The 21,524-nt window shown below is 67.7% G+C and carries 23 protein-coding genes; 12 read left to right on the top strand and 11 right to left on the bottom strand.

The window, feature by feature from the left end; all coding sequences use genetic code 11:
- Positions 1-44: 44 nt before the first annotated feature.
- On the bottom strand, positions 45-1,700 hold the full coding sequence (locus EV646_RS05145; RefSeq protein ID WP_241995316.1) for a right-handed parallel beta-helix repeat-containing protein: 1,656 nt from the start codon (positions 1,698-1,700) through the stop codon (positions 45-47).
- Positions 1,701-1,773: 73 nt separating this feature from the next.
- Between EV646_RS05145 and EV646_RS05140 the strand changes: the two genes are divergently transcribed.
- The 5 genes from EV646_RS05140 to EV646_RS05120 are packed head-to-tail and all read left to right on the top strand — an operon-like array spanning position 1,774 to position 5,747.
- The gene (locus EV646_RS05140; RefSeq protein WP_132144334.1) at positions 1,774-2,952 is read left to right on the top strand and encodes a glycosyltransferase family 4 protein; all 1,179 of its coding nucleotides are present in this window, start codon (positions 1,774-1,776) and stop codon (positions 2,950-2,952) included.
- Positions 2,945-3,367 carry an adenylyltransferase/cytidyltransferase family protein gene (locus EV646_RS05135; protein WP_199236784.1) on the top strand — a complete coding sequence of 141 codons (423 nt, stop codon included), beginning with the start codon at positions 2,945-2,947 and terminating at the stop codon, positions 3,365-3,367. The genes EV646_RS05140 and EV646_RS05135 overlap by 8 nt, the downstream gene beginning before the upstream one ends.
- Positions 3,364-4,107 (top strand): CDP-alcohol phosphatidyltransferase family protein, encoded by a 744-nt coding sequence (locus EV646_RS05130; protein WP_132144332.1) that lies wholly within the window; start codon positions 3,364-3,366, stop codon positions 4,105-4,107. The genes EV646_RS05135 and EV646_RS05130 overlap by 4 nt, the downstream gene beginning before the upstream one ends.
- Positions 4,107-4,523, top strand: coding sequence for an FAD synthase family protein (locus EV646_RS05125; RefSeq protein WP_132144330.1), 417 nt, complete (start codon positions 4,107-4,109; stop codon positions 4,521-4,523). The genes EV646_RS05130 and EV646_RS05125 overlap by 1 nt, the downstream gene beginning before the upstream one ends.
- Positions 4,524-4,559: 36 nt before the next feature.
- Positions 4,560-5,747, top strand: a complete 1,188-nt coding sequence (locus tag EV646_RS05120) for a glycosyltransferase (RefSeq protein WP_132144328.1) — start codon at positions 4,560-4,562, stop codon at positions 5,745-5,747.
- On the opposite strand, the gene EV646_RS05115 is transcribed toward EV646_RS05120, so the two are convergent.
- From EV646_RS05115 to EV646_RS05105, 3 genes are all read right to left on the bottom strand, one after another.
- Positions 5,744-6,184 (bottom strand): GNAT family N-acetyltransferase, encoded by a 441-nt coding sequence (locus EV646_RS05115; protein ID WP_132144326.1) that lies wholly within the window; start codon positions 6,182-6,184, stop codon positions 5,744-5,746. The two genes, EV646_RS05120 and EV646_RS05115, sit on opposite strands and share 4 nt — an antisense overlap.
- Entirely contained in the window at positions 6,177-7,358 is a 1,182-nt protein-coding gene (gene nadA / locus EV646_RS05110; protein WP_132144325.1) for a quinolinate synthase NadA, read from the bottom strand. The genes EV646_RS05115 and nadA overlap by 8 nt, the downstream gene beginning before the upstream one ends.
- Positions 7,359-7,458: 100 nt before the next feature.
- Positions 7,459-8,655 carry an RNA-guided endonuclease InsQ/TnpB family protein gene (locus tag EV646_RS05105; protein ID WP_132144324.1) on the bottom strand — a complete coding sequence of 399 codons (1,197 nt, stop codon included), beginning with the start codon at positions 8,653-8,655 and terminating at the stop codon, positions 7,459-7,461.
- A gap of 102 nt (positions 8,656-8,757) precedes the next feature.
- Here EV646_RS05105 and EV646_RS05100 point away from each other — a divergent pair, with 102 nt between their 5' ends.
- The 3 genes from EV646_RS05100 to EV646_RS05090 are packed head-to-tail and all read left to right on the top strand — an operon-like array spanning position 8,758 to position 10,834.
- On the top strand, positions 8,758-9,348 hold the full coding sequence (locus EV646_RS05100) for a nucleotidyltransferase family protein (RefSeq protein ID WP_132144323.1): 591 nt from the start codon (positions 8,758-8,760) through the stop codon (positions 9,346-9,348).
- A gap of 38 nt (positions 9,349-9,386) precedes the next feature.
- A complete protein-coding gene (locus EV646_RS05095; RefSeq protein ID WP_241995315.1) occupies positions 9,387-9,737 on the top strand; it encodes an AAA family ATPase in 351 nt (116 codons plus the stop codon).
- Positions 9,713-10,834, top strand: coding sequence for an XdhC family protein (locus EV646_RS05090; protein ID WP_132144322.1), 1,122 nt, complete (start codon positions 9,713-9,715; stop codon positions 10,832-10,834). The genes EV646_RS05095 and EV646_RS05090 overlap by 25 nt, the downstream gene beginning before the upstream one ends.
- Positions 10,835-10,838: 4 nt before the next feature.
- Here the strand turns inward: EV646_RS05090 and EV646_RS05085 are convergent, their stop codons facing one another.
- The 3 genes from EV646_RS05085 to EV646_RS05075 are packed head-to-tail and all read right to left on the bottom strand — an operon-like array spanning position 10,839 to position 12,430.
- Positions 10,839-11,339, bottom strand: coding sequence for an NUDIX domain-containing protein (locus EV646_RS05085; RefSeq protein ID WP_132144321.1), 501 nt, complete (start codon positions 11,337-11,339; stop codon positions 10,839-10,841).
- Positions 11,332-11,982 carry a deoxyribonuclease V gene (nfi, locus tag EV646_RS05080; RefSeq protein ID WP_132144320.1) on the bottom strand — a complete coding sequence of 217 codons (651 nt, stop codon included), beginning with the start codon at positions 11,980-11,982 and terminating at the stop codon, positions 11,332-11,334. Before nfi ends, EV646_RS05085 begins: the two co-directional genes overlap by 8 nt.
- A 13-nt stretch (positions 11,983-11,995) precedes the next feature.
- Positions 11,996-12,430, bottom strand: coding sequence for a VOC family protein (locus EV646_RS05075; RefSeq protein ID WP_132144318.1), 435 nt, complete (start codon positions 12,428-12,430; stop codon positions 11,996-11,998).
- 45 nt (positions 12,431-12,475) lie between these two features.
- On the opposite strand from EV646_RS05075, the gene EV646_RS05070 reads away from it, so the two are divergent.
- Together EV646_RS05070 and erpA are read left to right on the top strand one after the other, a co-directional pair.
- The gene (locus EV646_RS05070; RefSeq protein WP_132144316.1) at positions 12,476-13,570 is read left to right on the top strand and encodes a glycerate kinase family protein; all 1,095 of its coding nucleotides are present in this window, start codon (positions 12,476-12,478) and stop codon (positions 13,568-13,570) included.
- 159 nt (positions 13,571-13,729) lie between these two features.
- Positions 13,730-14,086, top strand: a complete 357-nt coding sequence (gene erpA / locus EV646_RS05065) for an iron-sulfur cluster insertion protein ErpA (protein ID WP_132144314.1) — start codon at positions 13,730-13,732, stop codon at positions 14,084-14,086.
- A 62-nt stretch (positions 14,087-14,148) separates the two neighbouring features.
- Here the strand turns inward: erpA and EV646_RS05060 are convergent, their stop codons facing one another.
- Positions 14,149-15,594, bottom strand: coding sequence for a DHA2 family efflux MFS transporter permease subunit (locus EV646_RS05060; protein ID WP_132144312.1), 1,446 nt, complete (start codon positions 15,592-15,594; stop codon positions 14,149-14,151).
- A 108-nt stretch (positions 15,595-15,702) separates the two neighbouring features.
- On the opposite strand from EV646_RS05060, the gene EV646_RS05055 reads away from it, so the two are divergent.
- Both EV646_RS05055 and EV646_RS05050 read left to right on the top strand, forming a co-directional pair.
- Positions 15,703-16,413 carry a TetR/AcrR family transcriptional regulator gene (locus EV646_RS05055; RefSeq protein WP_132144309.1) on the top strand — a complete coding sequence of 237 codons (711 nt, stop codon included), beginning with the start codon at positions 15,703-15,705 and terminating at the stop codon, positions 16,411-16,413.
- A 152-nt stretch (positions 16,414-16,565) separates the two neighbouring features.
- Entirely contained in the window at positions 16,566-17,966 is a 1,401-nt protein-coding gene (locus tag EV646_RS05050; RefSeq protein WP_199236783.1) for an MFS transporter, read from the top strand.
- Here the strand turns inward: EV646_RS05050 and EV646_RS05045 are convergent.
- The 3 genes from EV646_RS05045 to EV646_RS05035 all read right to left on the bottom strand — a co-directional run bounded on the left by EV646_RS05045 (position 17,963) and on the right by EV646_RS05035 (position 21,456).
- A complete protein-coding gene (locus tag EV646_RS05045; protein ID WP_132144307.1) occupies positions 17,963-18,778 on the bottom strand; it encodes a MerR family transcriptional regulator in 816 nt (271 codons plus the stop codon). The two genes, EV646_RS05050 and EV646_RS05045, sit on opposite strands and share 4 nt — an antisense overlap.
- Positions 18,779-18,809: 31 nt before the next feature.
- A complete protein-coding gene (locus EV646_RS05040) occupies positions 18,810-20,135 on the bottom strand; it encodes an amidase family protein (RefSeq protein ID WP_132144305.1) in 1,326 nt (441 codons plus the stop codon).
- Between the two features lie 67 nt (positions 20,136-20,202).
- Positions 20,203-21,456 carry an aspartate aminotransferase family protein gene (locus EV646_RS05035; RefSeq protein ID WP_132144303.1) on the bottom strand — a complete coding sequence of 418 codons (1,254 nt, stop codon included), beginning with the start codon at positions 21,454-21,456 and terminating at the stop codon, positions 20,203-20,205.
- Positions 21,457-21,524 lie beyond the last annotated feature (68 nt).

The raw sequence follows: 21,524 nt of genomic DNA, 5'->3' as shown, positions 1-21,524 counted from the left end.
TAGTCACAGCAACACGAAAAGTTTGTTGCTTTATGCCACAAGTTTCAATCTGCGTCGAAGCTGCCGGCGGTGTCCAGCCCGGCCTGGCGCCAGCCGGCCGCGGTCAGCTTCGTGCCGAAGCGGGCGAATCGCTGAGCCGCCAGCCCGTCCAGCAGGTAGCGGTTGCCGCTGAAAACGACCTGCCCGGCCGGCACCTTGGCGCCTGAGTTCTGCACCATCCCGGTGCTCTGGCTGCCACCCGTCATCTTGATGGTGTTGCCGGTGACCTTGATGTTGCGCAGCAGGTAGGTGCCCCACGGCCCGCTGCCGCGAGTGCGGGACTGGATCGTCACGCCGTTGACGTTGCCCGACACAACATTGTTCCGGACCGTCACGTTCGACGAGGTGTTGACGTTGATGCCGCCGCCGTCCCACAGCGACGTACCGGAGCCGCGGCCGGTGCCGAAGCCGTTGCCGGTGATCGTGTTGTTCTCGATGACGCCGTTGCGGCTGATCTCGTAGCGGATGCCGTCGGCCGCGTTGCCGGTGATCTTGTTGGCGCTGATCGTCCGGCCGTCGTCGGCGACATCGGCCCACATCCCGATGCCCAGGTTGTTCTTGATCAGGTTGCCGCTGACCGTGCCCGAGGACCTGGTCGACTTGATGCCGCCGGACTCCCAGTCGGCGATCCAGAAGCCGTCGGTGTTGTTGGAGCTGATCACGTTGCGGGTCACCGTCGCCGCGGCCGAGTTGTACTGGCCGAGCCCGAGCTGACCGTTGTTGCGGATCAGGTTCCGGTCGACGCGCGTGTTGTTCGCCTTCACCAGCATCACGCCGACGGCGTGGTTCCAGCGGACGTCGTTCGCGGTGATCCTCCAGTCCGGTCCGGCGACGAGCGCCCCGGCCTGCGGCGCGCTGGCGAAGTGCTCGATGGTGAGCCCCCGGACGACCACACCGGTCGCACCGGATTCGATCGCGGTCGCCGTCTTCGACATCTCCACCGCGTGCCCGGCCGGGTTGCTGCCGAGGTAGATCGCGTTCGCGCCGTAGTCGGCGTAGAAGGTGCCGGCCTTGACCGCGGCCAGGCTCGCGACCCGGGTCAGATGATCGCCGTCGACGAAGACCTGCTCGCGAAGGTGACAGATGTTCGCCTTGTTGTCCTCACACTGCCCACTCATCCCGTACGCCGCCGGTAGCGCACCCCGCGCCACCCAGGTAGCGCCGGACTTCGACCACCCCGTCAGCGGTACCGAACCCGTGAGTACGGCGTGGGTCGCACTGGCGAGGGTGGTGTTCGCCTTCGGCCGGATGGTCTGGCTGATCCGGTGCAGGCCGGCCGCGAAGCAGAACGTCGTACCGGCGGGCTTGGCGTTGACCAACGACTGCGGGTTCTGGCCGGGTTTGATCACCACGCCGTGGCATGACCCGGCAAAGGCCGGACCGGCGACGCTCACGGTGACGTGGTCGGTGCTGGTCGACGGCTTCTTCGTGGGCTTCTTGGTTGGCGTGACAATGCTGGGTGGCTTCGACGAAACGGCCGCCGGGGGAGTGGATGGCGCCTTGGACGGGGTCTGCGACGGCTGCACGCTCGTCTGCTCGCCGGCGGCGCGTGACTTGGCCGCGGTTGTCGCGTTCTTCTGGTGGGCGATGACCGGAACCGCGACCGCGACGACAGCCAGTGCCGCGACGCCCGCCGCCGCGAACCACAACTTCCTCAACATCACCCTCCGGATATGGCGGCCTCAGGTGCCGCCCGAAACCAGGTGTAACCACCGCGAGACTTAAGGTAGTGCCATGCGGGTCGCCATGCTGCACAACCGTTACCGGACGGGTCAACCCAGCGGCGAGAACACCGTTGTCGCACAAACGGTTGATTTATTGCGTAACTCAGGACATCAAGTCGACTTCTACGTCCGGAACAGCGACGACATCGCCGCAATGAGCCGCAAAGATCGCGCACTGTTACCGTTTCGCTCCGTGTGGTCATTTTCGGCCGAACGCGATTTAACGCAGCTATTGCAGGAGCAACGACCCGACGTCGTCCATGTGCACAACACGTTCCCGCTGTTCAGCCCGTCGGTGCTGCGGGCGACGGCCCGGCTCGGACTGCCGATCGTGGCGACGCTGCACAACTTCCGGCTGATGTGCGCCAACGCCGTACTGCAGCGCGACGGCCACCCGTGCGAATCCTGTGTCGGCAGGCTTCCCTGGTCCGGCGTGAGGCACGGCTGCTATCGGGAGTCGCGGGTGCAGACGCTGCCGCTGGCAACCAGCATCGGCGTCCACAACACGCTGCACACCTGGGAGCGGTACGTCACCACGTTTGTTGCGCCGTCAGAGTTCGTCCGCGAGCGCTATGCCACCGGTGGGTTCGATCCCGACCGGATCGTGGTCAAGCCGCATGCCGTCCCGCACGCGGGCGCGGTGCGGAACGGGCCGGGCGAGGCCGTGGTGTTCCTCGGGCGGTTGGTGGAGGACAAGGGGTTCGCGGACCTGCTCGAGGCGTGGGACTCGTCGTTCGGGCAGTTGGTCGTGGTCGGCGACGGTCCACTCCGCGGCGAGGCCGAGGCGCGGGCCCGGCGGGATCCGTCCGTGAAGGTGCTGGGTCAGCTTCCGTGGTCCGACTGCATGGATGTGCTCCGGTCCGCGCGTGCCGCCGTCGTACCGGCGCGTTCGTATGAGACGTTCGGTCTCGTGGTAGTGGAGGCCTTCGCGCACGGTGTGCCCGTGGTCGCGTCGCGGTTGGGTGCGCTGGCGGAGCTGGTGGACGACGGCGAAACCGGTGCGCTGGCTGAGCCCGGCGACGCGGAAGGGCTGCGAAAGGCCCTCGGGTTGGTGACTGATCCCGTGACTTCGGTAACCTTCGGCGAGCGAGCCCGACAGGTCTACCTCGACCGCTTCACCCCGGAGCGAGACCTCGCGGCCACGGAGAGGATCTATACCGATGCGATCGCCCGGCATGCGCATGGGTAATGGATTTCTGGCCGGCGTTTTCGACCTTTTCCACGTCGGGCATCTCGACGTGCTCGGGCGCGCCCGGCAGAACTGTGACCGGCTGGTCGTCGGCGTGCTGAGCGACGAATGGGCGGTGGAGGCCTGGGGTGCGCGGCCGTTCGTGCCGTTGGTCGAGCGGGCCCAGATCATCGAGCACCTCCGCTGTGTCGACGAGGTCGTCGTGGTGGACGACGTACAGCCGGCCTGGCTGACCGGCGTACTCGGGGTGCAGATCGTGTTCGCTGCCAGTGGCACCGACGGCGTGCTCGGCGTGGACGAACTCGACGAGCTCCCGGCGGAGCTGGTCAGTGTCGTGCCGCCCGGCCGTGGTTCCCGCAGCCCGATCCTGCGCGCCGCCATCGACCAGCGGCAGTCACGTAGCTCGGTCGCATGAACGGCTGCTCGCTGGGCGACGTCGTCGCGGAGCTGGCCCGGGCGCAGAAGCCGTCTGCCGGGACACCGGCGTACTCACGCTTTGTCAATCGGCCGATGGGCCGCGTGTTTGCCGCCGGCGCCTTCCTTGCGCGGCGGACCCCGAATCAGGTCAGCCTCGCCTCCGGCTTCTGCTCCGTGGTCGGGATCGCGCTGATCGCACTTGTTCGGCCGTCGTTTGTCTTGGCGGTGGTCGTCACGCTGCTGCTGGTCTTGGGATACGGCCTCGATTCGGCCGACGGGCAGCTGGCCCGGCTGCGCGGTGGCGGCTCGCCGCTCGGTGAGTGGCTGGACCACATGATCGACTCGGTCAAGATCGTGCTGCTGCACAGCGCTGTACTGATCTCGTTCTACCGCTTCGATGCCTTCAGCAACGAGTTGGTGCTGCTCGTGCCGCTGGCCTACGTATGCGTGTCGGCGGTGATGTTCTTCGGCCTGATCCTGATCGACCAGCTGCGCCGGCGCCACGGCGGTGCCCAGAAACCCAATGAGCGTGGGGATTCCGTGGTCAAGTCGTTGCTGATCGCACCGACCGACTACGGCGTGCTCTGCCTGGTCTTCCTGACCTTCGCCTGGCCGTCGGTGTTCGCCGTACTGTACGGCGCTCTGCTCGCGGCGAACCTGGTGTTCCTGGCCGCGGCGATCGCCAAGTGGTACCGGGAGATGGCGGCGCTGCAACCTTTGAGTGGGGCGCGCGGCTGATGGGAGTGGTCGGGTATGCACCCGGTGTGTACGACATGTTCCACATCGGGCACCTGAACATCCTGCGCCGGGCCCGGGACCACTGCGACCACCTGATCGCCGGCGTCGTCGAGGACGATGTCGTTGCCCGGATCAAGGGTCGCCCGCCGGTGGTCCCGCACGACGAGCGGATGGAGGTCGTCCGGGCCCTCGGTCTGGTCGACGAGGTGGTCAGCGACTGGTCCAGCGACAAGTTCGAGATGTGGAAGCAGCTCCGGTACGACGTGCTGTTCAAAGGCGACGACTGGAAAGGCACCGAGAAGGGGACCAGACTGGAAAGGCTGTTGGGGGAGGTCGGTGCCAGCGTGCACTATTTCCCGTACACGGCCTCCACCTCGAGCACGGATCTCCGGAGGCTGCTGGAGGGGATGAATTGATGTCGATCCGCCCAATGGCCTGGAGGGGATGAGCTGATGTCGAACCGGCCGAAGGTCCTGCTCAGCGCTTACGCCTGCCGGCCGACGGGCGGTTCGGAGCCGGGCGCGGGCTGGGCCTGGGCGAAGGCGGCCGCGCGGGACCACGACGTGTGGCTGCTGACGCGCGGCAAGTTCGCGCACGAGATCGCCGAGGAGCTGGCGATCCGCCCGGTGCCGTCGCTGACCGTCGTACCACTGGAGCTGCCGAAGTGGCTGCTGCGGCTGCGTCGCCGGCCGTCGGACGTGTACTGGTACTACCCGCTCTGGCAGGGGCTGGCTCGCCGTACGGCACGACGCCTGCAGGCAGAGCAGTCCTTCGACGTGATCCATCACCTGACGTTCGCGGTCGACTGGATGTCGGCGGGGGTGGTGGAGGAGTCGTCGGCCAAGGTGATCTGGGGCCCGATCGGCGGATCGACGACGGCTCCGCTGTCGATGGCGCACTGGCTCGGCCCGCGGGGTCTGGTGGCGGAGCTGGTACGACGTGCGTACACCGGCTTCCGGCGACGCGTCACCGGCCGGAAGCTTGCCCAGAGCGCCGATCTGGTGGTTGCCCAGAACAACGACGAGGCTGAGGTGTTCCGCCCGTACGCGAAGGAGATCGCGGTTCAGCCGAATGTCGCGATCAGCCGGTTCACCGCGTCCGGGCCGTACGAACCGTTCGGTGCCCCCGGCATCAAAACCGCGCTGTTCGTCGGCCGGCTGATCCCGTGGAAAGGTGTGCTGCTCGCGATCAGCGCGCTGGCCCGACCGGAGGCGGCCAACTGGGAGCTGCGGATTATCGGCGACGGCCCCGACTGGCGCCGCGCCGAACGCCTCGCCGAGAGTCTCGGCGTCCGTGATCGGGTCGAGTTCATGGGCCAACTGCCGCGGGAGGACGTACTCGCGGCGATGTTCCGAGCCGACGCTCTGCTGGCGCCCGCGATGCGCGAGGCGGCCGGCTGGGCCGTCACCGAAGCCCTTGCCTCCGGCTGTCCGGTCGTGTGCCTCGACCGCGGCGGTCCATCCGTCATCGTCGGCCCAGACGAAGGCATCGCCGTCTCCTGGCGTGGTGACGTCGTCGGCGAACTCGCCAAAGGCCTGGCGTCCCTCCGCGGCCGCATCACCCCGGTCGACCGCTGGGGACCGGACCGGCTCCCCGACATCCTCGCCGCCTGGTACGCCTCAGCCCGCGTCTCTCGCTAGCTCGGCTTTCTCACCATGAACACATCGACGGGGTCTTGCGACTCCACGGTGAAGCCGACGCGCTCGTACAGGCGCTGGGCAGCGCTGCCCTGAAGGACGTTCAGCCGGACGAGGATGCCTTCGGCATCGGTTTGCTCCAGCAGCGTTCGCAGGACAGCCGTTCCGAGCCCTCGGCCCTGAAGCTCCGGGTCGATGAAGAAGTGCTCCAGCCAGTGTCCGTCCTCGGCCGGACGCAGCGCGACGGAGCCCGCAAAGGTGCCGTCGGCCACAATCACCGACATGTACTGCGGCACGAACGAGTCCCGGAACCGCTGCCGGACCCGATGCTCGTCGAACCGCCCCAGCCGTTCCAGATCCGGCCGCATCACCCTCGCCCGCAGCTCCGCGATGACCTCGACATCTCCTGGCTCGGCAGGACGCAGGATCCACTCAGTCACGGGCCGTCTTGCCGGGCAGTGCGAGCATCCGGTCGAGGGCCAACTTGGCGTAGTGCTGGGTGTCGGCGTCGACTGTGATCGGGTTGACGACGTGGCCGGCCACCAGGTTCTCCAGCGCCCAGACGAAGTGCGGCAGGTCGATGCGGTTCATCGTGGCGCAGTAGCAGACCGTCTTGTCGAGGAAGACGATGTTCTTGTCGGTGTGCTGCTTGGCCAGCCGCTGGACCAGGTTCAGCTCGGTGCCGACGGCCCACGACGTACCAGGCTCGGCTTTCTCGAGCGTGTTGATGATGTACTCCGTCGAGCCGACCAGGTCCGCTTTGGTGACGACGTCGTACTGGCACTCGGGGTGGACGATCACGTTGACGCCGGGGATGCGCGCGCGTACGTCGTCCACCGACGCAGCGGTGAAGCGGCCGTGCACCGAGCAGTGCCCGCGCCACAGGATCATCTTCGCCGCGGCGAGCTGCTCGCGGGTGAGCCCACCGCCCGGCTTGTGCGGGTCGTACACCACGCAGTCGTCCAGGCTCAGGCCCATCTTCAGTACGGCGGTGTTCCGGCCGAGGTGCTGGTCGGGCAGGAAGAGCACCTTCTCGCCCTGCTGGAAGGCCCACTCGAGCGCTGTGTCGGCGTTGCTCGACGTACAGACCGCGCCGCCGTTGCGGCCGCAGAACGCCTTGATGTCGGCGCTGGAGTTCATGTACGTGACGGGCACGGTCACGTCGGCCACTCCGGCATCGGCGAGCGCGTCCCAGGCCGCCTCGACCTGCTGGATCCGGGCCATGTCCGCCATCGAGCAGCCGGCCGCGAGGTCGGGCAGGATGACCGTCTGCTGGTCGTTGGTCAGGATGTCGGCGGACTCGGCCATGAAGTGCACACCACAGAACACGATGTACGGCGCGTCCGGCCGGGCCGCGGCGTCACGGGCCAGCTTGAACGAGTCACCGGTGACGTCGGCGAACTGGATCACCTCGTCGCGCTGGTAGTGGTGCCCCAGCACGAACACCTGGTCACCGAGCGCAGCCTTCGCCTTCAGCGCCCGCTCGACCAGGTCCGGGTCGGAGGCAGGCGGCAGCGCACCCGGGCACTCGACACCTCGCTCCGAGTGAGGATCGGTGTTCTGGCCGAGGAACAGCAGGGGAAGCGCCTTCGGGCCGTCCGCAGTAGTCGTCACGTCAACATCGTGCCACGCGGTAGCCCCCGTCCTGCGTGTTCCACGTCACTGCCCAGACTTTGACATCCTCCCGCCCGTGAAGAAAGGGGGATTCCAACTACTACGCGGAGGTAGCGAGTTGGGGTTCACGCTTCGGTGAGACCCGTGGTGGCGTCTCTCGGCGTGCGCTGACGGCCTGTCCGGCCGCGATGTTCATTGCTGCGTTCACGTCGGCGTTGGCCTGGTGTCCGCAGGCGACGCATCGGAAGACCGCTTGGCTCTTGCGGTTCTCCGGTGCGCGATGCCCGCAGACGCTACAGGTCTGCGACGTGTACGCAGGTTTGATTCTCTCGACCCGACCCGCCGCCTTGTGCTCCAGGCGGCCAACCAGTTGCCCCCAGCCATTGGCCAGGATGCCCCGATTGAGTGCAGCCTTGGCGCGACGCCGGTTCGGCAGATAGCTGCCCGGTCGTTCGGGGTTGGGCTTGGGTTCGGGGCGCTTGGTCATCTGAGCGATGCGCAGGTCTTCCACGCGGATGAGGTCGAACCGGCGCGCCAGGTCGGTGCTTGTCTTCTCCACCCAGTCCTTACGACGATCGGCGCCACGGGCCAGCAGCTTGGCGAGCGCAGCCTGTACCGCGTGACGCCGGTTCGAGCCGCGGCGGCACCTGGCCAGGCGGCGCTGCAGGCGCTTCAGCCGCACCTGCTCACGGTCCGACAGACCGGGGCACGCCAGCAGCTCACCCGTGGACAGGGCCGCCGACACGGTAACGCCGCGGTCCACGCCGACGAGCTCACCCGTACCGGGCGCGGGGATCGACTCCGGGACGACGGCGAACGCGAGATGCCAGCGCCCCACGCGGTCCCGCGTGATGCGGTACGACTTCGCCGCGGGTATGGGACAGGTCAGCCGGAACCGGACCCAGCCGACTTTCGGCACGTTGACCTTGGCCCATTTTCGGTTCAGCTTGACGATCCGGGACGCCTGGCTACCGACGATGCGGAAGCCCTCGTGCACCCCGGCTCTGCGCCATGTCGGCCGCCGGTGGGTGCCTGCGTAGAAGTTCTTGATGGCCTGGTCGAAGTCCCGCAGCGCCTGCTGCTGCACGGTGTGCGACCCGGCCCGCAGCCACCCGAACGCGGCTCGCGCCTTGGTCAGCTGCCGGCACTGCTCAGCAAAGCCTGGGGTCGCGCCTTTGTCGCGGGTCCACATCGACCACTGCTCAAGTGCTAGGTTCCACATGTACCGGGCGTGCCCGCAGTGCTCCAGTAGCGCAGGCTGCTGCGCGGGAGTCGGGTACAACCGATATCGGGACATGGAATTTATCCAATCAGTCGGGACCGACAATCCACGATCTCCAAAGGGAGGCAGTCGCGGATCCTCTCGCCCTGGAGGGCGGAGCTTTCCCGCGACAATCAGGTGAAGATCGCGGCACTGGTGCTGGCAGCCGGGGCCGGCCGGCGGATGGGCGGGCCCAAGGCGCTCGTGCACGACCCCGACGGCATCCCCTGGGTAGTCCGCACCGCCCGCCTGCTCACCACCGCTGGATGCTCTCCAGTGTTGGTCGTCATAGGCGCCGAGGCCGACCAGGTGGCAGCCGCCCTGACAGCCGAACCAGTCGAGGTGGTCGTCGCAGGCGACTGGCAGAAGGGCATGGGTGCCTCGCTGCGCGCTGGTCTGAGGCAGGTTCAGCTGGGTGGAGACGAACTCGGCTCCGTTCTCGTGGCGCCTGTTGATGTGCCTGGGCTTACCGCGGACGTCGTACGGCGGGTGTCTGCTCAGGCGGGCGAGCAGGCACTGGTGCGAGCGGTCTACTACGGGAAGCCTGGGCATCCGGTGTTGCTTGGGCGGGAGCACTGGGACGGGGTGATCGCGTCGGCTGCGGGTGACGAGGGGGCTCGTGCCTATCTGAAGCAGCACCGCGCTGTTGAGATCGAGTGCTCCGACCTGGCCGACGGTGCGGACGTCGACACACGTGAAGACCTACCCCCGGGACACCGACTCGGCTGAGGCTTGGCAGCGTGCCTGGGCGGGGTGATGCTGGGCAGATGAACGCCGTGGGCTCCGCGGCGGCGCTGGCCGAGCGTCTGCGCGGAACCGGGTATCTCGCCGACGACGGCTTGGCCACGGTCGGCTATCTCGCGCTGGCGCTGCGCCGGCCGCTGCTGCTGGAGGGCGAGCCCGGCACCGGCAAGACCTCGCTGGCCGCGGCGATCGCCGAAGCGCTCGACCTCCAGCTGATCCGGCTGCAGTGCTACGAAGGCATCGACGCGACCCAAGCCCTCTACGACTGGGACTTCCCGCGCCAGATCCTGCACCTTGGTCGCGGGGCACAGCCTGGCCAGCTTTGCGGACCTTCTAGAGGTGGTGGCCGATGCGTGACGTGCTCGACAAGTTGATGCAGTGGTGGAGCGCCGGCGAGTCGGTTGCCGTGGGCACCGTGGTGGCGACGTTCGAGTCAGCGCCGCGGCCACCGGGTGCGGTGATGCTGGTCGGGCCTGGTGGCGAGGCAGTCGGCAGCCTGTCGGGCGGCTGTGTCGAAGGCGCGGTCTACCAACTGGGGGAGGAGATCCTCGAGTCCGGGGAGCCGATCCTGCAGCGGTACGGCGTGAGCGACGAGTCCGCCTTCGCCGTCGGGCTGACGTGTGGCGGCATCATCGACGTCTTTGTGGAACGGATAGATCAAAGGTCCTACCCGCAGCTTTCTGAGGTCGCTGCCGACATCGCGGCAGGTCGGCCGGTGGCGGTCGCAACTGTGGTCGCACACCCTGATCCGACGCGGGTCGGTCGCCGGTTGATCGTGCGGCCGGACGGGCAGCCGACGGGTGGAGGCCTTGGCTCTGAGCGAGCCGACGACGCGGTGGCCGATGATGCGCGTGGACTGCTGGCGAACGGTCGTACCGAGACGCTGGAGTACGGCCCGGAGGGACAGCGGCGGGGTGAGGGGATGCGGGTGTTCGTGTCGTCGTACGCGCCGGTGCCGCGGCTGCTGGTTTTCGGTGCGATCGACTTCGCCGCGGCGGTTGCTCGTCTGGGCTCGTTCCTTGGCTATCGGGTGACGGTGTGCGACGCGCGCGGCGTGTTCGCGACCGCGTCCCGTTTCCCGTACGCCGATGAGGTGGTCGTGGACTGGCCGCATCGATATCTCGCCGCGGAGGTGGCGGCGGGCCGGATCGACGGGCGGACCGTGATCTGCGTGCTCACCCATGACCCGAAGTTCGACGTACCGCTGCTGGAGGTCGCGCTGCGGCTGCCCGAGGTGGCGTACGTCGGCGCGATGGGCTCGCGTCGTACGCACGACGACCGGCTGAAGCGCCTTCGCGAAGCGGGTCTGACCGAGGCCGAGCTCACCCGTCTGTCCAGCCCGATCGGTTTGGACCTGGGCGCGCGTACGCCGGAGGAGACCGCGGTGAGCATCGCCGCCGAGATCATCGCCCTGCGCTGGGGCGGCGCCGGCATCCGTCTCACCGAAGCCCCCGGCCCCATTCACCACTGAGCCCCTAGGTTGACGGACGATCGAAGTACGGCGTGGCATCCCCGAAGGCTGACGGCAAGAGGCGCCGGTGGTTCGCGATCACCGTCAGCCGGCTCGCCTCTTCCGCCGTGAACCAGCCGACCTCACTCACCTCGGCCGAGCAGCCCGCACTTCCGTCCACCGCCTCCGCGCGGAACAGAATGCCGAGAATCTGCACCCGGTTGCCGTCGGGATACGCCACGACCACATCCGGATCCGAGTAGACGCCAAGCAGACCCGTCACTCGCACCGACAGCCCGGTCTCCTCGAAAACCTCCCGCTCAGCCGTCTCCGCCGGCCGCTCGCCCGGGTCGATCCCGCCACCGGGAAAGCACCACTCGCCGTTGTCGCTCCTCCTGGTCAGCAACAAGCGATCCCCATCCAGCACCGCCGCGGTGGCACCCACCCGCAACTTGGCCGTCGCCCCGATCCGATCGCCGTACTCATGCCTGGTGTAACCCGGGACGCGGGGCGAGACATCATTCATCGGCCAAAGCCTTTCTACTGAGGTGGTCTGCAGCGCGGGTTGTTTCGGGAAGGCGGTAGCGGGGCGTCAGGTGCAGTACGTGCGCAATCGCCGTCGGCAGGCTGACGCGATGACCGATCGAGACATAGACCGGCTTCACCCCGTGCTGCGTCCGCAGGACCGCACCAACAACCTCACCATCGAGGAGCAGCTCAGCCGTCTCGCCTCGAGCGACGCCAGGCTCCCGATGCGTCCCAACGAAGGCCGTCTTCGCCGCACCAATAGCCGGAACCCCAGTCAGCACACCGAGATGACACGCCAACCCGAACCGCCGCGGATGCGCCAGCCCCTGCCCATCACACACCAGCAGATCCGGCGTCGTACTCAACCGCTCCAACGCCTCAAGCAACGCCGGCACCTCCCGAAAGGCGAACAACCCAGGCACATAAGGAAACGCGGTCTTCCCAAGCACCACGGAACGATCCACCTCGCCGAGCGTCTGCCAATCCAGTACGACGACAGCTGCAGCCAGCCGATCCCCGTCGTACGTGACGTCAAGTCCGGCGACGTACTGCGGACTGCTCCCGGCATCGGTGGGGTCGACCCGGTGGCGCAACTCCTCCTGCACAGCGATCGCCTCGACGGCGGTGGTAGGCCACTGCATCGACCGACCGTACTCAGGCCGACGGGTTGTCAGGCTGGGCGAAGTCGGCGGCGGTGAGGCCGTCGGTGTGTCCGGCCGGCCATTGGACCAGCTCGATGCGGTAGCCGTCCGGGTCGGTGAGCCACGAGATCTTGAGACCGTCCTCGCCGTCGAGGAGCTGCAGTGGCCCCGGTTCCAGACCGGCCGCGGTCAGCCTCTCGACCGTCTCCGCCAAATCGTCCACCGTGATCGCGAGATGATCGAAGCCGCCGACCTCGACCGGGCCGTCGGCGGGCCGGTGAACCAGTTCGATCGACGCCGCCTCCTCCTCCGGAAATTTGAGCACGACCAGCTGGGACCCGTCGTCGAAGGGGACCGTGCCGATTTCGTCGTACCCCAGGGCGCGATAGAACTCGCGCGATCGGTCGAGGTCGCTGACGCGGTAACCCACGATGATCGTTTTCGGCATGCGGCCAGCCAAGCACAGGCGGAGGCCGTAGGAGAGGATGTCGGCATGCGAGTGCTGATTGCGCCGGACAAGTTCGCGGGCACGCTGACGGCCGTCGAGGCGGCCGCGGCCATCGAGGAAGGCTGGCGGCGGCGGGATCCGCAGGCCGAGGTGCTGGTGGCGCCCATGGCCGACGGCGGGCCCGGGTTCATCGACGTACTGTCGGCTGTGGTCGACGGGACGCTGCTGTCGGTGACCGTCCGCGGCCCGTTGGGGGATGACGTCCCGGCGACCGTGCTGCTCGCGGGCGAAACGGCGTACGTCGAAACCGCGCAAGCGTGCGGGCTGCACCTGGTCGAGCCGAAACAGCGCCGCCCGGAGGACGCGACGACGTATGGCGTGGGGCAGCTGATCGCGGCCGCGGTCGACGCCGGGGCGAAGCGGATCATCCTGGGCCTCGGCGGCTCCGGGACCAACGACGCGGGTGCTGGGATGCTGGCCGCTCTCGGTGCGACGGCTGCCGGCGGTCGTTTGGACGCCGGCGCGGCCGGGCTCGCAGGGCTGACCGCGGTCGATCTCGAGGCGGCCCGGACAGCAATGGCCGGTATCGAGTTCGTCGCGGCGAGTGACGTGGAGAACCCGATGATCGGGCTGCGTGGCGCGACCAACGTGTTCGGCACGCAGAAGGGGATCGCCGACGACCGGAAGCCTGAGGTCGACGCGTGGCTGACGCACTTCGCCGAGCTGGCGGACCGCAAGACGGCGGACCAGAAGGGCGCGGGCGCGGCGGGCGGGCTCGGTTACGCACTGTTGCTGCTCGGTGCCGAACGCGTGTCCGGAATCGACCTGGTCGCGGAGCTGACCGGGCTGAAGGAGAAGGCGTCCCGGGTGGATCTGGTGCTGAGCGGCGAGGGTGCGTTCGACTTCCAGTCCCGGGACGGGAAGGTGATCGCCGGCGTCGCGAAGGTGGCGAACGACGCGATGCGGCCGTGCGTCGTACTGGCCGGAAAGGTGCTCATCGGGGCGCGGGAGATGCGCACCATGGGGGTCGAGTCGGCGTACTCGCTGGTGGATGCGGTCGGTGAGGAACAGGCTTTCGCCGACCCGCACGGCTCGCTGGCCGCGGTTGCGGAGCGTGTCGCGCGGACCTGGGCCCGATAGGTCACATCGCTGCGCAGATTGTTGATCCTGGAAATTGGTGTGCGACCATGGGAATGGTTCCGGATCGGCGGTTGTTGGTCCGGAATGACAGCGGACTTTCCGCGCGCGGCTGCGTGCCCACCTGGCAGCCTCGCGCTCACGAGATGACTGGAGTCAGGAATGACTGAAGCGCAGACCGAGCAGGCCGTCGCCACGGGTGTGATCCTCACCGACGGGGCCGCCGCCAAGGTGAAGGCGCTGCTCGAGCAAGAAGGTCGCGACGACCTCGCGCTGCGGGTCGCCGTACAGCCGGGTGGTTGCTCCGGACTGCGGTACCAGCTGTTCTTCGACGAGCGTCAGCTCGACGGCGACGTGGTGGCCGACTTCGACGGCGTCAACGTGGTGACCGACCGGATGAGCGCGCCGTACCTGAAGGGCGCCTCGATCGACTTCGTCGACACCATCGAGAAGCAGGGCTTCACCATCGACAACCCGAACGCCACCGGCTCCTGCGCCTGCGGCGACTCGTTCAACTGACCTACCCGAAAGCCCCGCTCCCCCCTTTGCTCGGAGGAGCGGGGCTTTCGCGTGCCCACCGGTCAGTGCGCCGTAGCTCCCTCGCGGGCTCGCTTCGGGAGCAGCCAGGTGACTGCGAGGCTCACCACGAACAGCCCGATCGCGACCAGCACCGCGGTCTTGGTGGCGCCGAGGAAGGCGTGCTCCGGTAGCAGCTGGAAGAAGATCGTGCCGATCACCGCGACCCCGATCGCGCCGCCGAACTGCTGCATCGCGGTCAGTACGCCGGACGCGGAGCCCGCCGCCCGGTCGTCGATCGACGCCAGGATGATGTCGAACAGCGGCGCGAACACCAGGCCGGCACCGATCCCGGTCGCCAGCGTCGCCGGGACCAGCTTCCAGATCGTCGTCGCATCGCCGTACGTGTGCAGCGTGAACCACACCCCGCCCATCGCGACCGTCATCACCGCGATGCCGAGCTGCAGCGCCTTCCGGCCGAGCCTCGGCGCGAGCAACCCACCGGACAGCGGCGCGCCGATCGCGATGCCGAGTGAGAACGGCACCATTGCAAGGCCGGCCTTCAACGGGCTGTAGTGCAGTCCGAGCTGGGTGAACAGGTTGAACACCAGCATGAAGCCGGACATCGCCAGGAAGAACGTGCTGATCACGCCGAGGCCGGCGACGTACCCGCGACTGCGGAACAGCGACGGGTCGATCACCGGATTGCCTGACCGGCGCTCCCGCCAGCCGAACAGGGCGAACACCGGGACCGAAGCGATCAACATCAGGATTGTCCACAACGGCCAGCCGAGCTCCCGCCCCTGGACCAGCGGGTAGATGAGCAGACCGGACGCGAGGCTGACCAGGAACACGCCGGCCGTGTCGAGCCGGGACGCGCCTGGAGTCTTCACCTCAGGCATGAATCGCAGCGCGGCAAACAGTGCGAGCGCGCCGAGCGGCACGTTGATGAAGAAGATCATCCGCCAGCCGGCGTCGAACCAGTTCGCATCGATCAGTACGCCCGCGATGATCGGACCGGCGACTGCCGACAACCCCATCACCGGACCGAACATCGCGAACGCCTTGCCGATCTCATCGGCCGGGAAGACAGCCTTCAGGATCGCGAACCCCTGCGGGATCATCACCGCACCGAGCAGACCCTGCGCAACCCGGCTGCCGATCAGCAGCTCAGGCGAGGTGGCGAACCCGCACACCGCGGAGGCGACGGTGAACCCGAGCGCTCCGATCACGAACAGCCGGCGCCGCCCGGCCAGGTCGCCGAGCCGGCCGAAGCTGATCAGCCCGATCGCGAACGCCAGCGTGTAACCAGCCAGCATCCACTGCATCGCTGACTCCGATCCACCCAGCTCGGCGCGGATCGAAGGCGCCGCAATGTTGACAATCGTCGCGTCGACAAGATCCATGATCTCGGCGAGCAACACCGTCGCCAACACAAGCCAACGCCACCGGTACGGCGACGGGCTGGAGCTGGACGGTGTTGTTGGTGGAGTGGCGGTCGAGGTGCTCATCGTTGGCTCCTGTCAGGCGAGGCTCTTGGCGAACAGTGTTCGTTGACGAACACTGTTCTACGCACGAACGATGTTCCTGTCAAGTACGGTGTTCGCTACAGTGGGGGCATGAGTCAGTCGCCCTGGCAGCCGATCAGCCCGCCGAAGCCCGTGCGTCCCGCCCGCGAGCCGCTGACCCGGGACCGGATCGTCGATGCGGCGATGCGGGTCCTGCTCGAGCAGGGCTACGAGGCTGTGTCGATGCGCAAGATCGCGCAGGTGCTCGGCACCGGCCCCGCGTCGCTGTACGCGCACGTCGCGAACAAGCGGGAGCTCGACCAGTTGCTGATCGACCGCGCGGCGCAGGACATGAAACTGCCGGAGGTGGCGGACCCGGCGCGCTGGCAGGAGCAGTTGAAGGACGCCATGCGCGAGGTCCTGCGGGTGATGCGTGCGTACCCCGGCGTGGCGCGGGCCGCGATCGGGCAGGTGCCGCTCGGGGAGCAGGCGATCCTCAGCACCGAGCGAGTGCTGGCGATCCTCAAGGCGGGCAAGGTGCCGGACCAGGCGGCCGCGTGGGCCGTCGACCTGATCATGCTGTACGTCACCGCGGTCGCCTTCGAGGAGAGCGTGCAAGGCGGGGCGCAGTGGACCCCGGAGGAGATCGAGGGCTACGTCGCCGAGATGCGCGCCTTCTTCGAGGGTCTCCCAGCCGACCGCTTCCCACTCACCGTGGCCCTGGCCGGCGCCCTGACCTCAGGCGCAAACCACGACGACCGCGTCGAATTCGCCCTCACCGTCCTCACCGCCGGCCTGGCCTCCCTGGCCGAACCTGCCTGACCCTCACCACAAACCCCTCTGAGTTAGAGCTTGCTGTTCACGAATGCACATGGTTAACCTTCGGATTGTCAACAAAACTACGACCCGGCTACAAGGTGTGCCGATGGCGTGAGTGGGCACACGTGTGAGGCCGTGTGACGAGGGAGGACGCCGTGGACGCCGATACCCAGCCGCCGGTCGGGAAGCAACCGCCTGTGCAGCCGACCGTCGAGACCGAACCGCCGCCCGGAGTGCTGAAGAAGGCGATCGCCGCGTCCGCCATCGGCAACGCGACCGAGTGGTTCGACTACGGCATCTACGCGTACGGCGTCACGTACATCTCGGCCGCGATCTTCCCCGGCGACACCGAGAGCGCGACCCTGCTCGCCTTGATGACCTTCGCCGTCTCGTTCCTGGTCCGGCCGCTCGGCGGTCTGGTCTGGGGCCCGCTCGGCGACCGCCTCGGCCGCAAGCACGTACTGGCGATCACCATCCTGATGATGTCCGGTGCCACCCTTTGCGTCGGACTCGTCCCGACGTACAGCGCGATCGGGCTGTGGGCGCCGATCCTCCTGGTACTGCTCCGGATGATCCAGGGCTTCTCGACCGGTGGTGAGTACGGCGGTGCCGCAACGTTCATGGCCGAGTACGCCCCCAGCCGCCGGCGCGGGTTCCTCGGCAGCTTCCTGGAGTTCGGCACGCTGGCCGGCTTCTCCATCGGCGCGCTGCTGATGCTCGGCTTCTCGCTCGTGCTCGGCGACGAGCAGATGCACTCGTGGGGTTGGCGACTGCCGTTCCTGGTCGCCGCGCCGCTCGGCCTGGTCGGCGTCTACTTGCGCTCACGCCTCGAGGACACGCCGGTCTTCCGTGAGCTGGAGGAGAAGGGCGAGAAGGAGGAAGAGACCAAGACGCAGTTCAAGGACCTGCTGGCCGGTTACTGGCAGCCGATCCTGCGCCTCGGTGGCCTGGTCGTCGCGCTGAACGTGGTCAACTACACGCTGCTCACCTACATGCCGACGTACCTGGAAAGCGAGATCGGGCTCAGCTCGGACGAATCGCTGATCGTGCCGATCATCGGAATGTTGACAATGATGGTGTTCCTGCCGTTCGCCGGCCGCGCCTCGGACCGGGTCGGCCGCAAACCGCTGTGGTGGTTCTCGCTCGCGGGCCTGTTCGTCGCCGGCGTCCCGATGTTCCTGCTGATGGGCACCAACATGTTCGGCGCAGTCGTCGGCTTCGCCGTACTGGGCCTGTTCTACGTACCGCAGCTGGCGACGATCTCGGCCACCTTCCCGGCGATGTTCCCGACCCATGTCCGGTACGCCGGTTTCGCGATCGCCTACAACGTGTCGACCTCCCTCTTCGGCGGTACGGCGCCTGCGGTCAACGACTGGATCACCGCCAAAACCGGCGACGTGCTGACGCCGGCGTACTACATGATGGCCGCCTGCGTGATCGGAGCGATCGCACTCATCAAGGTCCCCGAAACCACCCGCTGCCCACTCAACGGCACCGCCACCCCTGGCACAGACGAGGCCCTGCCACCAGTCGCCTTGGAACCCGCAAAGGCCTAAGGGCCGATTGGCTCCTGTAGTTCGGTGACCCAACTGGCCGGGTCCTCCGGGCAATCCAGGTAGAGCTCGCGCGCCGGCTCGCTGGACTGATGACCATTGTCGTCAATCCAGCGAGCCAGCGCCTGCCATGCCGGGAGCACCTGGTCGATCGGCCCGCGGTGTACCAACGTCGCCGCACGGACCGCCGGCAGGTCCACCACTTCGAGCCCATTGAGGTTGCCCTCGGCATCGACCGATGCCGGAACCGTCGCCCGTACGACGACTTCGTCTTCGGTGTGGCGTGATCGCTCGTACAGACAGGTCAGTCGTCCGGCTGGTTGGACCGCTGCATCGGGCAGTCGGCGGCCGAGCTCTGCGCACAGTGGCTGGACGACCGGGCCAATGTCCTCGGGCGTGAAACTCGCGGCCGTGGTGGTCAGCCCCACCAGGCGTATCGCCGGCAGATCTTTGACCACCACATCGGCTGTCGGCAGCGCACTTTCGATGCCGCGCAACCGCGACTCGACCTGCGCGAGCCGGGCATAGCTTTCGGCGACGGTGGATTCCAGTTCCGCGCGTCGCATTGTCAACAATGCGCGCAGCTCAGCCGGACTGACCTCGTCCGCGATCATCGTCCGTACCTGCTCGAGGGAGAAGCCGAGATCCTTCAGCGCGACGATGCGGTTGAGGTCGGCGAACTGACCGGCGTCGTAGCTGCGATAACCGGTCACCGGGTCGACCCGGGCCGGCCGCAGCAGCCCGATCGCGTCGTAATGCCGCAACATGCGGATCGACACCCGCCCGTGTCTGGCAAATTCCCCGATCGCGAACAATCCAGGCCTCCTCCCGCTTGGTAGTCAACACTCAATCGGCGAGGAGTTCCGCGAACGTGATCGGAGTGTCGTCCTCGTGCCATGGTCCGATCACCTGAGCGCCGACGGGAAGATCGTCCGGTGTCCGTCCGATCGGCATGCTGACCGCGGGCAGCCCGATCAATGACGCATGCGCGATCCAGAACACCTGGGCGTCATACCGCTGCTCGCCGTACGACGTCTTGATCGTGCGCTGCTCGAATGGCCGGTCGTCATGCGGGAACGCGGTCGTGAAGCTGGCCGGGCACAGGAGCACGTCGACGTCCTCGAAGTACCGCTGCCACATCACACGCAGCGCCATCCGCCGGCGTTCGTGCTCGACCACCGCCGAGAGACTGGCGAAGTCCGCCGACTCGCCGTGCAGTGCGAAGAACAGCCCGACCTGGAAGCCGAACGCCTCAGCCTGCTCCGACGGATCGACGCCATCGGGCCAGCCTTCGACGATCTTCGCCCCGCTCCGGCCCAGGCGATCGACTGTGTCCGACAACGCCGCACCCACCTCAGCCGACACCGGCGCGTCCGGATGATCGATCACCACACCGACGCGGAAGTCTGCGAGGCGGTGGTGGCGAGACGGCTGAAGTTCCCATGAGTACGGCGCTTCCGGTCCGCCCGTGACGCGGAGCGTCGTACGCAGATCGGCCGCTGATCGCGCAAGCGGTCCGATTGTCGACAACTGTGGGAACTCGTCCGGCGGCTCGACCGGACCTGGCATCTGGAAGCCGCGCTGCGGAACCAGCCCAGCCGTGGGTTTGAGCCCGTAGACCCCGCAGTACGCCGCCGGCAGTCTGATCGATCCGACCAGGTCCGACCCGTACTCGAGGTAGGTCAGTCCCGCGGCCAATGCCGCCGCACCACCGCCGCTCGAGCCGCCCGGCGTACGGGTGAGGTCGGCGGGATTGTTCGTCCGGCCGTAGATCTCGTTGGTTGTCTGGCCGAAGTCGCCAAGCATGGTGTGGACATTGCTCTTGCCGACAATGATCGCGCCGGCCCGGCTGAGGCGTTCCACCACCGTCGCGTCCCAGTCCGCGACGTACTCCGCGAACGCGGGATTGCCCCAGGTGGTGTGCAGCCCCGCGACGTTGAAGCAGTCCTTGATCGTCATCGGCACGCCGTGCAGCGGGCCGACCTCACTGCCCGCCGCAATCGCCTCATCCGCCCTGGCCGCTGCCTCGAGCGCGAACTCTGCCCGGGTCTCGACCACCGCGTTCACCGTCGTATCAGCCGCGATCCGCGCGAGCATCCGCTCGGTCACCTCACGCGACGAAACCTCACCGCTCCGAATCCGCCCAGCGATTTCCGTGGCTGTCTCAGTCATGTCGCCCGGTCTACGGTCTGCCACGGTGTGAGAGTCAAGGCCTAGTTCGCGCCCTCGGTCCCCCGGATCAGCCGGTGACGGCTGTGACTGCGTCGGACCAGATGCCTGCGGCCTCGTCGATCTCGTCCGGTGTCACCACGAGGGCCGGGATGAAGCGGACCACCTGGCCCCAGGCTCCGCAGGTCAGCAGAAGCAGTCCGCGCCGAGCCGCCTCCTGCTGTACGGCGGCCGCCGTCACCGGGTCGGGTTTGCCGTCGGCGTCGCGGAACTCGTTGCCGATCATCAGCCCGAGCCCGCGCACGTCGGTGATCTGCTCGTGCTTGTCCGCCACCAGTTGCATCGCCTGCTTGAGCTGTGCGCCGCGGTCGGCCGAGTTCTGCACCAGGCCCTCGTCGCGGATCACGTCGAGCGTCGCGAGCGCAGCCGCGCAAGCCACCGCGTTGGCGCCGTACGTCCCGCCCTGTGAACCAGGCCATGCCTTCTCCATCAGCGCGGATGACGCAGCGATCCCGGACAGCGGGAACCCGGAGGCGAGGCCCTTCGCCGTCACCAGGATGTCCGGGCGCGAGCCGAAGTGGTCGCCGCCCCAGAACTTGCCGGTCCGCCCGAAGCCGGTCTGCACTTCGTCGACAACAAGAAGGATGCCGTGCGCATCGGCGCGTTCCCGCAGGCCGGCGAAGAACCGCTGGTTCGCGGGCACGTATCCGCCTTCGCCAAGGACGGGCTCGACGAAGAACGCCGCGGTGTCGGCCGGCGAGCTCAAGGTCTGCAACACGTAGTCCAGCTGCTTCAGCGCGAAGTCCGTCGCCTCCTCGACCGGCCAGCCGAAGTGACCGGGGTCAGGGAACGGCGAGACGTAGACGCCGGCCATCAACGGGCTGAACCCGGACCGGAACTTCGTACCCGAGGTCGTCATCGACCCAGCCGCCACAGTGCGACCGTGGAAACCGCCGTGGAACACGATCACGTTCGGCCGCCCGGTCGCCTGCCGGCTGAGCCGGAGCGCCGCCTCGATTGCCTCGCTGCCGGAGTTCGCGAAGAACATCCGGTCCAGCTGCTGGGGGAGGACCTCACCGAGGCGGTCGACCAGGTCGAGTAGCGGCCGGTGCATCACCGTCGTGTACTGCGCGTGGATGATCTTGCCGACCTGTTCCTGCGCGGCCGCGACCACGCGCGGGTGACAGTGCCCGGTTGAGGTCACACCGATCCCGGCGGTGAAGTCGAGGTACCTGCGGTCGTCCTCGTCGTACAGCAGTACGCCCTGGCCGCGGGCGGCGACGACTCCGGTCGCCTGTTTCAGGATCTGCGAGAGCTCAGCCACGGTTCCCCACTTCCGATCGTCAACTGTTAGATTGTTGACAATCAGCGTATCTCAGGATCCGGAGGCCG

The sequence above is a fragment of the Kribbella antiqua genome (genome assembly GCF_004345665.1).
Classification (GTDB): Bacteria; Actinomycetota; Actinomycetes; order Propionibacteriales; family Kribbellaceae; genus Kribbella; species Kribbella antiqua.
Note: the sequence above shows the minus strand (reverse complement) of the source record. Positions and strands in the feature narration are given on the sequence as shown.

Excerpts from the sequence above, each read along its gene's own strand:
- EV646_RS05145 (WP_241995316.1), bottom strand. The coding sequence starts at position 1,700 with ATGTTGAGGAAGTTGTGGTTCGCGGCGGCGGGCGTCGCGGCACTGGCT.
- EV646_RS05140 (WP_132144334.1), top strand. The coding sequence starts at position 1,774 with ATGCGGGTCGCCATGCTGCACAACCGTTACCGGACGGGTCAACCCAGC.
- EV646_RS05135 (WP_199236784.1), top strand. The coding sequence starts at position 2,945 with ATGGGTAATGGATTTCTGGCCGGCGTTTTCGACCTTTTCCACGTCGGG.
- EV646_RS05130 (WP_132144332.1), top strand. The coding sequence starts at position 3,364 with ATGAACGGCTGCTCGCTGGGCGACGTCGTCGCGGAGCTGGCCCGGGCG.
- EV646_RS05125 (WP_132144330.1), top strand. The coding sequence starts at position 4,107 with ATGGGAGTGGTCGGGTATGCACCCGGTGTGTACGACATGTTCCACATC.
- EV646_RS05120 (WP_132144328.1), top strand. The coding sequence starts at position 4,560 with ATGTCGAACCGGCCGAAGGTCCTGCTCAGCGCTTACGCCTGCCGGCCG.
- EV646_RS05105 (WP_132144324.1), bottom strand. The coding sequence starts at position 8,655 with ATGTCCCGATATCGGTTGTACCCGACTCCCGCGCAGCAGCCTGCGCTA.
- EV646_RS05095 (WP_241995315.1), top strand. The coding sequence starts at position 9,387 with ATGAACGCCGTGGGCTCCGCGGCGGCGCTGGCCGAGCGTCTGCGCGGA.
- EV646_RS05090 (WP_132144322.1), top strand. The coding sequence starts at position 9,713 with ATGCGTGACGTGCTCGACAAGTTGATGCAGTGGTGGAGCGCCGGCGAG.
- EV646_RS05085 (WP_132144321.1), bottom strand. The coding sequence starts at position 11,339 with ATGAATGATGTCTCGCCCCGCGTCCCGGGTTACACCAGGCATGAGTAC.
- nfi (WP_132144320.1), bottom strand. The coding sequence starts at position 11,982 with ATGCAGTGGCCTACCACCGCCGTCGAGGCGATCGCTGTGCAGGAGGAG.
- EV646_RS05075 (WP_132144318.1), bottom strand. The coding sequence starts at position 12,430 with ATGCCGAAAACGATCATCGTGGGTTACCGCGTCAGCGACCTCGACCGA.
- EV646_RS05070 (WP_132144316.1), top strand. The coding sequence starts at position 12,476 with ATGCGAGTGCTGATTGCGCCGGACAAGTTCGCGGGCACGCTGACGGCC.
- erpA (WP_132144314.1), top strand. The coding sequence starts at position 13,730 with ATGACTGAAGCGCAGACCGAGCAGGCCGTCGCCACGGGTGTGATCCTC.
- EV646_RS05060 (WP_132144312.1), bottom strand. The coding sequence starts at position 15,594 with ATGAGCACCTCGACCGCCACTCCACCAACAACACCGTCCAGCTCCAGC.
- EV646_RS05055 (WP_132144309.1), top strand. The coding sequence starts at position 15,703 with ATGAGTCAGTCGCCCTGGCAGCCGATCAGCCCGCCGAAGCCCGTGCGT.
- EV646_RS05040 (WP_132144305.1), bottom strand. The coding sequence starts at position 20,135 with ATGACTGAGACAGCCACGGAAATCGCTGGGCGGATTCGGAGCGGTGAG.